We start from the raw sequence: 12,451 nt of genomic DNA on the forward strand, positions 1-12,451 counted from the left end.
TCTTGCAAGGTACAAAATCTTGCGGGGTAGAGCAGTCCAGGGCGCTACCCCGCACACAGCAATTGAAAGGAGCCGGTCATGGATAGCAGTCAGCTGCTCAAGGGCGTGCTCGACGCTGCAGTCCTCGCGGTGGTCCGGCAATCAGACGGGTATGGCTACGACGTGGTGCGAAGGTTGCGCGCGGCTGGATTCGAGGACGTCGGTGAGGCCTCCGTGTACGGAACCCTGCGCAGGCTCTACGCCGCAGGAAACCTTTCAACCTACGTTGTGCCCTCCGACGAGGGGCCTCACCGCAAGTACTACAGCATCAACGGCCAGGGCATTGAGGTCTTGGAACAGCAACGCTCAGAATGGGGAGCCTTCACCCGCTCAATGACTGCGCTTCTTGAACAGGGCGCGAGCGCAGAGGACGCCACCACACGCTTCACCGAACAGGGAATCCGAAAATGAACACAGTCTTGGTCAACTACGTTTCGTACTATGCCGCCCAAGTCCGTGGGGCACTCTCGGACCTATCTCAGGAGTCGATTGACGACCTCACCGAGGGCCTCGAGGCGGATCTCATCGACGCAATGTCGGAGAACCCGAAAGCTGAAAACGCAGAGGAACTCACCCTCAACGATCTCATCGAGCGTTTTGGTAAACCCCGCGACTACGCGGACGAACTGCGCACCGCAGCTGGACTCGGGGGCGTAAGCCAGATCGTCGAAAATAAGAAGGAGCGCATAGCGCTTAAAACCAAGGTGCTCGCTCGCTGGGACACGTTCACGGAAAAGATGGCGGAACAGGCATGGTGGCCGCAAGTCCGCGAGTTTCTGGTGACGCTACGCCCGGTTTGGTGGGTTGCTCGTGCGTGGCTGGTGTACTGGGGGATCAGCATCATCGGCACGCACGGCAACCTGAGGCAGGTTCCTCATGGGCTTGGTGACCTCGTCCTGCTCGTTGGTCTGTGCATCGCGTCCGTGCTCCTGGGGATGTGGACGGCCAAGAACACGCCAAAGCGCGGGTTGAGCTGGTTCATCGCGGCAACCAATACCCTTGCTGTGCTGTTTGTTCCAGGTTTCGTCGCGGACATGATGTTTGTGGGAGGGGGGAGTGGGTCTGAGCGGAGTTATGTGGAGGGGCATGCTGATGGCTGGAACGCGGCCATGAACCAGGGAACCCCCACGTCCGGACTGCGGCCCGCTAACGAGACCCAGATCAGCCTCGGCTCCGCAACCAACCTGTTCGTGTATGACAGTGAAGGCAACCTGATCAAGGACGCCCGCATCACTTCCCAAGACGGCCAGCCAATCAACGCGTCTTCCTACCCGATCCGCATGGACAAGGAAACCAAGAAGATTTCCATGATGGTTCCTCGGGTCGACGAGTTCGGACGAGTCGTGGCCAACGTGTACCCCACTACGTATGCAGCAGTGGACGTGGAGACCGCGTCCTGCAACGCGAACGACAAAGAGTTCTGGGATGCCATGCTTTCGGGGGAGTTCAGCGAAGACTGGTCAGATGATAAGTCGGGAACGCTCTATTCGTACGGTGAGGGCGAAGGGACTGCGCACTTTGTGTACGGTCCAAATGAGCAGGTCCTCTACATCGGCGGCAACAATAACCTGACTAACTCGACTGAATGTCTGCTCGGGCTCCGCATCCCAGCGGGAGCAACCCCGGAGGCCCCGTCATTCACTCGACTCCCGGTTCTGGCGCCGCTGACATCAGAGGTTGAGTCGGGCGCTGAAGGTACTGAGTCGGACGAAAGCGCCGCAGCGGCAAAGGACCTGAAGCAGAAGACCAGCGAGCTTGAGAAGCTTCAGGGGCAGCTCGAGACTGCAGAAGCGTCCAAAGACAGCGGTCCGGTGAAGGAGCTGAAGGGTCAGATCGAGGCACTTGAGAAGGAGATCGCACAGCTGAAGGCTGCGGAGCAAGCCGCCAAGGCGAAAACAAGTGACTCCACCGCGGATCCCACCGAAACAGCCACCGACAACCCAACCGAAAAAGCCACCGACAACTGAGCCGGGCGAGTGCCCGGAACGAGCTGGTCGTCCACCCCTCGGGATGGACGACCAGCCCAAACCACCTAACACTCATGGCACCCGTCACCCAACTCCGTAAAACCGCTGTGATTCCGGGAAAAATTCATGGGATGTGCTAGGTATCACGCGACTTTTTTTAGGCCGGACTTAAGTCCCGGTCGTAAAATTGAAGCATGCCTCAGACAACTCAAACCCTCGAATCTCAAGACTCGCAGGAGCAGAAGGCCACTGCTCCACGCCCACGCAAGGTACCGCGAATTGTTGTTCTCGGTGGTGGGTCCGTTGGCCTGTACTCGGCCCGTCGTCTTCGTAAGCGTCTTGGTCGCCGCGAAGCCGCAATTGTCGTAGTAGACCCTCGCCCGTACATGACGTACGCGCCATTCTTGCCTGAGGTTTCCGCAGGTTCCATTTCTGACCGTGACGTCGTAGCTCCGCACAACCGTGCGTTGAAGCACATCGACACTCTCCAGGGCCGCGTGACGGACATCCGCCACGGAGAGCGCACCATCGAGATCACCCCTGAGATCGGTGAGGCCTACGAGATCTCGTACGACCACCTCATCGTTGGCCTGGGATCCGTTTCCCGCCTTCTGCCTATTCCTGGTCTTGCGGAGAACGCCATCGGCTTCAAGAACGTTGAAGAGGCCATCGCGGTTCGCAACCACGTGCTTGACCGCATCATCGTTGCGTCCTCCACCTGGGACAAAACCCTGCGTGAGCGCCTGCTGACCTTCACCTTTGTTGGTGGTGGGTTCGCTGGCTGTGAGGCAATTGCTGAGATCGAGGACATGGCTCGTTCTGCTGTGAAGCAGTTCAACACCCTGAGCGCTGAAGACCTCCGCTTCGTCATGATCGAGGGTTCGGACCGCATCCTCCCAGAGCTCACCCTCGAGATGGCCACTTATGCTCTTGAGGAAATGAAGAAGCGTGGCATCGAGTTCCACCTTTCCACCTTCCTGTCCTCCTGCGTTGACGGCCACGTTGTGACCTCCACGGGCGTTGAGTTCGACACGGACACCATCGTGTGGACGGCCGGCGTGAAGGCAAACCCTGTCATCAGCGAGTCGGACCTTCCCACCGATCGCATGGGCCGCGTTACCACCAACACCAAGCTCCAGGTCATCGACGCCGACGGCAACGTTGTTCCTGATGCTTACGCCGCTGGTGACTGCGCTGCAGTCCCAGACGTGCACGGTGGCGTGAACGGCTTCTGCGTTCCTAACGCTCAGCACGCCGTGCGACAGGCCAAGCTGCTCGGTGACAACCTGGCGTCTGCGCTGCAGAGCGGTGACCTCAAGGACTACGAGCACAAGAACCTTGGAACCGTTGCGTCCCTCGGCCTGCACAAGGGTGTCGCGATCCTCTTTGGCAAGATCAAGCTTCGCGGCTTCTTTGCCTGGGCTGCGCACCGCGGCTACCACCTCATGGCCATGCCGACGCTCTCGCGCAAGATCCGCATCGCGTCCGGTTGGACTGGTGCGTACCTGATGCGTCGCGAGCTCGTTCCTCTCGGCCCTCTGCACGACCCTCGTGCGGAGTTCCGTCGCGCTGCTGTGGCACCTAAGCCAAAGCCAGCTCCTGTGGAGCCCGCTGCGGAGCCCGCCGCCGAGGACAAGAAGTCCGCTTGATTCTCGCTTGAAAACAGCGATAACCCGATGGGGCGTTCGATTCCGAACACCCCATCGGGTTATTCTTTACAGGTCCCCTTTGCGGGATGGTAGCCACTGATTATCGACGATCGTGGTTACGTTTGGCCCCCATAGCCCAATGGCAGAGGCAACCGACTTAAAATCGGTCCAGTGTCGGTTCGAGTCCGACTGGGGGTACAGTTACGCCTGGTTTGCGTGCGCGATTGCTAGGGTGTGGTCATGGACCACACGGATGTGCCTCACGACCACCATGAACTGGGCATGCGCCCACTCCGCGGCGTCTTTCTGAACATCACGCTTACGTGCCTTGTGACGCTGGCACTCGTCATAATGTCGATTGCGCTCGTGCAGAGCGTGTCGTACTCCCCGCCGCGCATCGTTATTTCCCACGCGTTTGATCGCCTGATCTCGTTTGGTCCTGAGATAGCGGACCATTTGGGGTGGGCTCTCGGCGTTTTCATCCCCATGCAGCTGGGGTTCTACGCGCTCATCATCGGGAAACAGATTGCCGGGGATGCGGAGTCGACCGCGGCAACGCGGAAGAGCCTCGGGAGCCTCGCAGTCCTCATGACTGCGCTGCTGTTCCCAAGCATCGTCTCTATGGTCGGAGCGGCCATGCAGGGAACGGTGAGCCCGGGACTTCTAATGGTTTATCTGCCGCCGGCGGTCCTCATGTTTGTATTAGCGAGCCAGGTTGAGCGGTTCTCCACCACGCACGGTGAAGCCCAGTTGCGGGCGAGCGTGACGCACCGAAACGCGCTCCTTGCGCAGCGGGCAATCGTCCATAGGCCCGCCCGGTGGGTTCTGCCTGCGGTCCTAGCCAACTTGGGTGTGGTGACTGTCCTGGGAGTCGGCGTGGTCCGGGTGGTGGGTGATAACTCGAAGGAAGCCGTGGGTAATGCGTTGCCGATGCTCGTCACGGCGTTCCTGATCAGTGCGGTGCTCCTCATCGCGGTGACGGTTCTTGGCCTGTGGCTGTATCAAGCCAAGACGGATCGTTTTAGCAAGGTGGGAGCGGCGACTCTTGTTGCGCTCGTGTTTGCGATGTATTTCGGCGTGGCACTTACCTATGAGTCCGAGGGTGCCAATGGTTTGGGCGCTGGGCTGATTCTGTTGCTCGTGTGGACTGGGGTTTCTGCTTTCACACCCACCAGGAAGTTGCCGCAGGGTGTCCGAAACTTCACGCTGGGCGGTGCGTCTGCGCGGCTCGCGCTGTTTCGCCTTGATCGATCGATTAAGTTTGAGGAACAGAAGATCCGCGAGTTGGAGGCGCTGAATTCGGGTCCGCACAACAACGAATCCGATCCTAAAGTATGAGCAACCAACTGGAACAACAACATATCTTTGTACGTTGAGTAGTGTAGTGGCGCATGTCCGGGTAGATATTCTGGGTGTGTAGTCCCCCTATTGGAGGAAGAATGACAAACCCAGTCTTTAGCAACAGCGCGGTATTCGGCGAAAAGCAGAACCGCGATGTTCAGCGTACTCAGAGCCAAATGGACCCTAACTTTGGCCGCGCACAGGACATGAGCACGGGTGCTGCCGCCGGCATGGACGCTCACCAGCTCGAAAGCATGTACAACGCACCGGCTGCGACCACCGCAGACACGGGCCGCATGACCTATGACGACGTCATCATGAAGACGGGCCTGCTGCTCGTTCTCCTGGTGGCTGCGGGTGCGGCTACGTGGGCGCTCGCGCCTCAGCTCTACTTTGTTGGCGCCATTGTTGGTCTGATCTTTGGTCTGATCAACTCGTTCAAGCGTGAGCCGAGCCCACTGCTCATCGTGATCTACACGCTCGCACAGGGTGTGTTCCTCGGTGGCCTTTCCAAGATGTACGAGTCCTTCTACGACGGCATCGTGCTGCAGGCAGTCCTCGCAACCATTTCGGTGTTCGCGGTCTCCTTGTTCCTGTTCAAGTCCGGCAAGGTCCGCGTTACCCCTAAGTTCACTCGGATGCTGCTCATCGGAATGGGCGGTTACCTGCTCTTCTCCATCGTGAACCTGGTCCTCACATGGACCGGAGTCTTGGAGGGTTGGGGCATGCGCGGCGGTGCGATGGGCATCGGCATTGGCCTTATCGCCGTTGGCCTCGCGGCTATGTCGCTGGTCATGGACTTTGACGCCGCATCCGTAGGCGTCAAGAATGGCATCCCTAAGAAGTACGCTTGGTCGGCTGCGTTTGGCCTCATGGTCACCCTCATCTGGCTGTACGTCGAGCTCCTTCGCCTCATCGCTATCCTGCGCGGAGACGACTAGTCCTCACAGGTGGTGGCCCGGACTGCTCGGTCCGGGCCACTTCTATGTCCGGGACCGCGCAGGACGGGCTTTTACGCCTCGTGGCACGTAACCTTCGTGTCGTACACTGTTGGTCGCGGTAATCCCGTGTTCACTTTCCTTAAACGAAAGGCTTCGACGCATGTCGACCCAACTCCCATCCGCTTCCGGCGGATTCGGCGACAAGCCCGTCATCACCTTCCCAGAGACCCCAGCGCCCGAGGGCCTGCAGGTCGAGGTTCTGGTCCAGGGTGACGGTCCTGAGATCGCAGCAGGCGACAACATCGTTGTGCACTACCTCGGACAGTCCTGGGGTGGCGGCGTTTTCGATAACTCGTACGACCGCGGCGCAACCATCGACTTCCCGATCGGCCTTGGTGCCGTCATCGGTGGCTGGGACCAGGGCCTCGTAGGCCAGCAGCTCGGCTCCCGTGTTCTGCTCTCGATCCCACCAGAGCTCGGCTACGGCATGCGCGGAGTGCCACAGGCTGGCATCGCCGGCGGCGCAACCCTCGTCTTCGTGGTTGACCTCGTAGACATCGCCTGAGCCTAGTCTCGACTGAAGCGATCACACTGATCTGCTCATAGACGCCGGGGGCCTCGTTCCAGCATCGCTGGAACGAGGACCCCGGCGTTTTGTTTATGCATGTGGTGAGGCAAAAATTAACGACGATTGTGCTGGGTTCCAGCACAATCGTCGTTAGTTTTGTTCTTAGTCTGAGTTAATGCTCAGCGTTCCTCGCGCTTGGCGCGACGGGCAGCCTTTTCCGCCTTGAGGCGAGCTTCCTTGGCGATGCGCTCGTCCTCGGCCTTCACTTCCTGGGCGACCTGGCGCTCAATGACGAGCCACTTGGGCTCTTCGCGGCGGATGTCGTTGATTTCCTCGGTGGTCAGAGGGTCCGCGTATCCGTTGCGGTTCAGACCCGAAATGGAGATACCGAGTCGGGCGGCCACGATCGAGCGTGGGTGTGGTCCGTTGCGGCGCAGGTCTGCGAGCCACTCGGGAGGATTGGCCTGCATCTCCATCAGCTCGGTACGAGTGATGGTCGCCTCCTGAAACTCCTGGGGCGCTGCTGGCAAGTAAATACCAAGCTTCTTTGCAGCGGTAGCCGCCTTCATGCTCTGAGAGGTCTTACGTGATGTCATACGTCAAGACTACCGAATGCGGGTAGCCTTGAGACGTGGAAACCGTCACTGATACCCCCAAAGACAGCGAGACTCCTACCACTTTCCGCCTTGGATACGTCCCAGGTGTGACCCCATCCAAGTGGGTGGGCATGTGGAAAGAGCGTCATCGCGACATTCCACTCGAATTGGTGCCTCTCGAATCAACCGACGCCGGCGCGTCCGTGCGTGAAGGTTTCACCCACGCAAGCCTCGTCCGGCTCCCCATTGACCGCACGGATGTGCACGCAATTGAGCTCTACCGGGAAGTCCCCGTGGTGGTGTTCCCCAAGGACCACCACTTTGCGGCTGCGGACGAGCTCCAAGTCACCGATCTTGGGGATGAGGTCCTGCAGCACCCGCTTGATGACACTCTGCAGTGGGAGCACAGGCCAGGAACCGCGCCAGTTGAACGCCTAGAGAACACCAAGGTAGCTCTCGAGGTTGTGGCGGCAGGAGTGGGAGTGGTTGTGGTTCCGCAGTCCGTAGCACGCCTGTACCACCGCAAGGACCTAACCTACACGCCACTTGATGGTGCACCGGACTCGCCGATTGCGCTGGTGTGGCGGGAGGGCGACGAGGACCCAAGCATCCAGGAATTCATTGGTATTGTGCGCGGTCGCACGGCGAACTCCTCACGCGGTGCGGGTACCGGCAACGCAGACTCGGGGGAGAGTAAGGCAGCCAAGAAGAAGGCAGCCGCAGGTGCCAAAGCGGGCGGCACAACACCGGCACGCGGGGCGAAGTCCGCAGCCAGCCGCTCGTCCAAGAACGCATCGGCCAAGTACGCGCGCATCAACAAGTCCCGCCAAGCAGCCAAGAGCAAGAAGCGCGGCGGCAAGTGATCAACGCTAGATCCTAAGCCAGACATGGGTGTGCCCTCGTCCTCGCGCGCAGCAAGGACAAGGGCACACCCATATCTACCGGTCTAGTTGCAGGCAACGCCCGTGGAGTGAACCGGGCAGTACCCGTTCGGGTTCTTGAACAAGTACTGCTGGTGGTACGGCTCTGCGTAGTAGAACTCGCCGGCGTCCGAGGCTGACTTGATCTCCGTGGTGATCCGGCCGTAGCCGCTGGCTTCGAGCGCGCTCTGGAAGCTCTCCAGGGTGGACTTGGCCGCGGACTCTTGCTCAGGTGACGTGTAGTACACGGCGGAGCGGTACTGGGTGCCCACGTCGTTGCCCTGCCTGAAACCCTGGGTGGGGTCGTGAGACTCCCAGAACGCACGCAGGATGTCGGTGTCGGACACCTGAGCGGGGTCGTAAGTGACCTTCACAATCTCGGTGTGGCCTGTCAGGCCCGTGCAGACCTCCTCATAGGAGGGGTTCGGGGTGTATCCGCCCTGGTAGCCAACAGCGGTGGTCACCACGCCGTCCATGCGCCAGAACTCCTTCTCAGCGCCCCAGAAGCAACCGAGACCCAGATACAGCGTGTGCATGCCGTCGTTCTCATCCCACTGCAGTGGGGCATCGAGCACGGCGTGGCGCTCGGGTATCGCGTATTCGCGTTCGGAACGGCCAGGAAGTGCCCTCTGGGGTGTGACCATAGTTGTTTTGAGGGATGAACCAAACAGTCCGTCGAACATTTTTCCTCCTTTGGGCTGACGTGCCAAAGCCGCCAGAAGTGCAAGGATTGACGTTAGTGTCAACCAAAGTTCCGTTCCAGATGTTCCCATGCTCGGCACTCTCTTTGGGCCGGCGTTAACCTCAGAGTCAGGAACTGCCGGAGACAGAAGGACGTTTGGATGGACGGAAAGGGAACCATGTCACAGAACTCTTCGCACCCGAGCGAATCGTCCAGCCCACGTTCTTCCAGCGCCGCTCAGGGGAAGGCTGCAGCTTCACAGGCCTCACCGGACGACTCGAGCACGGTTCGTGTCACCTCGAGCACACTGAAGGCCGCGGTGAGCGCGCACGCCCGGGAAAAGAAGGAACCCTACATCCCTCCCGTCCTCGTCGCCTCTGCCGCGTGGGGTTGGCGCATCATCGTAGTGCTGCTCCTGGCGGGCTTGCTCCTGTGGGGCTTGGGATACATCAAGACTGTGACCATCCCTGTGGCGATCGCGCTCCTGTTCACGGTGCTCCTGCAGCCCGTAGACAGGTTCCTGCGTACCAAACTCCGCTTCCCACGAGCCCTCTCCGCAGTGACGTCAGTTATCTTCCTCATCGCGTTTCTTGCCGGCTTGATGACCGCGGCCGGAACCCAAGTTTCTAGCGGTATTGGTCAACTCTCACAGCAAGCCATCAAGGGCTTCAACGAGCTCCTGACGTGGGCTCAGGGCGCTCCACTCAACCTCGACCTACACAACATCGACTCCGTGTGGAACGAGTTCCTCCAGAACGTCCAGCAGTACATGTCCACCATCCTGGATGGTGCGCTGACGGTCACCACCACGGTTGGTCACGTCGTCGCTGGTCTGCTGATCACGGTGTTCTGCACGATCTTCTTCCTCAAGGACGGGCGTCAGATCTGGACGTGGATCATTGGTCTGCTTCCGCGCCACCTACGCGAGCGCTCACACCAAGCTGGACGGCGTGGACTCGTGACGCTCTCCTCGTACGTTCGCACCCAGATTCTCGTAGCGTTCATCGATGCTGTGGGTATCGGTCTCGGTGCGGCGGCGATTGGACTGCCGTTGGTCATCCCGCTGGCCGCTCTGGTGTTCCTCGGCTCGTTCATCCCGTTCGTGGGTGCGATTGTCACCGGAGCCATCGCGGTTCTGGTTGCCCTCGTGGTGAAGGGCTGGATCTTGGCGCTTGTGATGCTCGGCATTGTGCTTCTGGTGCAGCAGATCGAAGGCCACATTCTCCAGCCGTTCCTCATGGGCCGGGCCGTGTCCCTGCACCCCGTAGCGGTACTTCTTGCGGTAACGGGAGGAACGGTTCTCGCTGGAATCGTGGGGGCGCTGTTTGCCGTCCCACTTGTCGCAGTTCTCAACACCGTCATCCTCTACCTCAACGGCCACGATAAGTTCCCCGAACTCGGGTTTGACGATCACATCGATATCCGCCCGCAGGGCCGCCGTGCCGTCATGGTCACATCCGCCACCCGATATGTCTCGGAGGGCGCGTGGGATGAGGTAGTCCCTGCAGAAAAGGGCGCGGCGCCGTTGGAAAAGTTCCTCTCGAGGTTCCAAAATAGGGGAGAGGGTTCGGAAGCCGAACCAACCACCCCAGACACATCGTCGGAAGTCAGTGACGATCACGCGCCCAAACCGCCCGCTGACGGCTCCTAACCAGCCCAAGAATGGGCGAAACCGAACAGGATGACGCCCACCCATGAGCACCGCACCACAGGCCGAATGGCCTGTTTCTCTGGACTCGATCCGGCAGGCTGCACAGGAATTATCGACGATTGCCCGAGTAACCCCGATCGAATCGTCCCATGCCCTCGAGAAATACACGGGGGTTCCCACATTCTTGAAGTGTGAGAACCTGCAGCGTTCGGGCTCGTTCAAGGTCCGTGGCGCGTACGTCCGAATGAACCGGTTGTCGGCCGAGGAGAAGGCTCGCGGAGTCATCGCGGCGTCCGCAGGCAACCATGCTCAGGGAGTGGCAGTTGCGGCGGCGGCGCTCGGAATCAGCGCAGTGGTGTATATGCCGGTCAGCGCGGCTCTACCCAAGGTCGCGGCTACCCGAGACTACGGCGCCGAGGTCCGGCTCGTGGGCGCCAATGTGGAGGAGGCACTTGCTGCGGCCAAGGCTGAGGCAGAGCGAACTGGGGCCATCTTCATCCACCCGTTTGACCACGCGGACGTCATCGCCGGTCAGGGCACACTTGCATTGGAGATCCTGGAGCAGGTGCCGCTCGTCAAGACCGTAATGGCACCCGTAGGCGGCGGAGGACTCGTGGCAGGGCTCGTGGCTGCCTTTGCGCAGCTGGCGCCCGAGGTCAAGGTTGTGGGCGTCCAAGCGAGCAGAGCGGCAGCCTACACGGAGTCGCTCATTGCGGGACATCCAGTCACACACCCCGCACAGTCCACAATGGCGGACGGGATCGCGGTCAGCACACCCGGCGACCTGCCATTTGAGATCATCGACCGCGGCAACACCCGGATTGTGAACGTCAGCGAGGAAGACATCTCCAAGGCGCTGCTGTACATGGCCGAGCGCGCAAAGCTTGTGGTCGAGCCCGCGGGGGTCACTGGAATCGCAGCGCTTATGGCGTACCCGGGGGAGTTCGAAGGCCCTGTGGTCGCGCTGCTATCGGGCGGGAACATCGACCCGAACGTCCTGCTGCGGGTTGTGCGACACGGTCTGGTCTCCGCGGGTCGATTCCTCGTGGTGAAGGTGCGCTTAGACGATCACCCGGGCGCGCTCGCCCAGATGCTCTTCGACCTAGCGTCACAGAACGCGAACATCATGCACGTGGGCCACGTACGCACGGGAGTGGACCTCGCCATCGACGAGGTCGAGGTGACAATGCAGGTCGAGACCAAGGGGCCAGACCACTGCACCGAGGTGCTCGAGTTCATGAGGTCCAAGGGCTACAAACTCTCCTGAGCTCCTCGCGGAACAGACTGCGTGCACATACAGAAAGAGCGTGGCGGCTCCAACTAGTGTTGGGGCCGCCACGCTCGATGCTGTGGGGTATGTCAGCCGGCGTAAGGCTTGGCATCCTTAATGGTTACCTCGATGACCTTGCCTGTTGGCGCGGTGTAGCTGGAGGTTTCGCCCACGCGCTTGCCATAGATGGCAGCACCGAGTGGCGAGTGCTCCGAGTATACGTCGAGGTCAGTGGTCTCCGCGATCTCACGTGAGCCGAGCAGGAAGACCATGTCATCCCCGAACAGCTCAACGGTTACGATCATTCCGGCCTCGACAACGCCGTCGTCGGCGGGAGTTCCGATGCGGACGTTACGAAGCTTCTCCGTGAGCTCACGGATACGGGCCTCGTTCTTAGCCTGCTCTTCACGTGCGGCGTGGTAGCCGCCGTTTTCCTTGAGGTCGCCCTCATCGCGAGCGGCGGCGATGCGCTCGGTGATTTCCTGGCGAGCGGGCCCGCTCAGGTTTTCGAGTTCGGCCTGGAGACGGTCGTAGGCCTCCTGGGTGAGCCAGGTGACGTTAGTCTGAGTCACAGGTCGCTCCTTCCTTTGTTTGGATAAGTAACCGCGATACCCCGTGTTAGGGCATCGTGGGCGCAATTAAGCGCGGCCAACAACCGCCATAAAAGAAGGTGCCCCCGTACGTGACTTCCGGGCTTCGGTGGAATGTCCACGAGTGGCGGACCGAACCTACCGGGGCCAATATGGCGTTCCGGATCGATTCCGAAGCGGGCGGAGAAGTCGACGCGCGTGGACACTACTTGGCTTTTGGCCGCGCTCTTTTCCGTG

General features: G+C 60.4%; 12 protein-coding genes and 1 tRNA gene. 10 read left to right on the forward strand and 3 right to left on the reverse strand.

Annotated features, from left to right (window positions below; translation table 11 throughout):
* The first annotated feature begins 78 nt into the window (after positions 1-78).
* From HGSM_RS11970 to HGSM_RS12000, 7 genes are all read left to right on the forward strand, one after another.
* The gene (locus HGSM_RS11970) at positions 79-450 is read left to right on the forward strand and encodes a PadR family transcriptional regulator (protein WP_019149004.1); all 372 of its coding nucleotides are present in this window, start codon (positions 79-81) and stop codon (positions 448-450) included.
* Positions 447-2,006: a hypothetical protein gene (locus HGSM_RS11975; RefSeq protein WP_019149005.1), complete on the forward strand. Its 1,560-nt coding sequence runs from the start codon at positions 447-449 to the stop codon at positions 2,004-2,006. The genes HGSM_RS11970 and HGSM_RS11975 overlap by 4 nt, the downstream gene beginning before the upstream one ends.
* 194 nt (positions 2,007-2,200) lie before the next feature.
* A complete protein-coding gene (locus HGSM_RS11980) occupies positions 2,201-3,655 on the forward strand; it encodes an NAD(P)/FAD-dependent oxidoreductase (RefSeq protein ID WP_019149006.1) in 1,455 nt (484 codons plus the stop codon).
* 125 nt (positions 3,656-3,780) lie between these two features.
* Positions 3,781-3,853, forward strand: a tRNA-Leu gene (locus tag HGSM_RS11985).
* 42 nt (positions 3,854-3,895) lie between these two features.
* Positions 3,896-4,993, forward strand: a complete 1,098-nt coding sequence (locus tag HGSM_RS11990) for a hypothetical protein (protein ID WP_040595147.1) — start codon at positions 3,896-3,898, stop codon at positions 4,991-4,993.
* A gap of 101 nt (positions 4,994-5,094) precedes the next feature.
* Positions 5,095-5,937: a Bax inhibitor-1/YccA family protein gene (locus tag HGSM_RS11995; protein ID WP_019149008.1), complete on the forward strand. Its 843-nt coding sequence runs from the start codon at positions 5,095-5,097 to the stop codon at positions 5,935-5,937.
* 160 nt (positions 5,938-6,097) lie between these two features.
* The gene (locus tag HGSM_RS12000) at positions 6,098-6,502 is read left to right on the forward strand and encodes an FKBP-type peptidyl-prolyl cis-trans isomerase (RefSeq protein ID WP_019149009.1); all 405 of its coding nucleotides are present in this window, start codon (positions 6,098-6,100) and stop codon (positions 6,500-6,502) included.
* A gap of 182 nt (positions 6,503-6,684) precedes the next feature.
* Here the strand turns inward: HGSM_RS12000 and HGSM_RS12005 are convergent, their stop codons facing one another.
* Positions 6,685-7,101: a DUF5997 family protein gene (locus HGSM_RS12005; RefSeq protein ID WP_040595148.1), complete on the reverse strand. Its 417-nt coding sequence runs from the start codon at positions 7,099-7,101 to the stop codon at positions 6,685-6,687.
* 35 nt (positions 7,102-7,136) lie between these two features.
* Here HGSM_RS12005 and HGSM_RS12010 point away from each other — a divergent pair, with 35 nt between their 5' ends.
* Positions 7,137-7,964 carry a LysR substrate-binding domain-containing protein gene (locus tag HGSM_RS12010; protein ID WP_019149011.1) on the forward strand — a complete coding sequence of 276 codons (828 nt, stop codon included), beginning with the start codon at positions 7,137-7,139 and terminating at the stop codon, positions 7,962-7,964.
* A gap of 83 nt (positions 7,965-8,047) precedes the next feature.
* On the opposite strand, the gene msrA is transcribed toward HGSM_RS12010, so the two are convergent.
* Positions 8,048-8,704 carry a peptide-methionine (S)-S-oxide reductase MsrA gene (msrA, locus tag HGSM_RS12015; protein ID WP_019149012.1) on the reverse strand — a complete coding sequence of 219 codons (657 nt, stop codon included), beginning with the start codon at positions 8,702-8,704 and terminating at the stop codon, positions 8,048-8,050.
* A gap of 177 nt (positions 8,705-8,881) precedes the next feature.
* Here msrA and HGSM_RS12020 point away from each other — a divergent pair, with 177 nt between their 5' ends.
* Positions 8,882-10,354, forward strand: coding sequence for an AI-2E family transporter (locus HGSM_RS12020; protein ID WP_081581479.1), 1,473 nt, complete (start codon positions 8,882-8,884; stop codon positions 10,352-10,354).
* Between the two features lie 43 nt (positions 10,355-10,397).
* On the forward strand, positions 10,398-11,621 hold the full coding sequence (gene ilvA, locus HGSM_RS12025) for a threonine ammonia-lyase (protein WP_019149014.1): 1,224 nt from the start codon (positions 10,398-10,400) through the stop codon (positions 11,619-11,621).
* Between the two features lie 92 nt (positions 11,622-11,713).
* Here the strand turns inward: ilvA and greA are convergent, their stop codons facing one another.
* Positions 11,714-12,196, reverse strand: a complete 483-nt coding sequence (gene greA, locus HGSM_RS12030) for a transcription elongation factor GreA (protein WP_019149015.1) — start codon at positions 12,194-12,196, stop codon at positions 11,714-11,716.
* Between the last annotated feature and the right edge of the window lie 255 nt (positions 12,197-12,451).

The sequence above is a fragment of the Timonella senegalensis JC301 genome, assembly GCF_000312125.1.
GTDB classification, from domain to species: Bacteria; Actinomycetota; Actinomycetes; order Actinomycetales; family Cellulomonadaceae; genus Timonella; species Timonella senegalensis.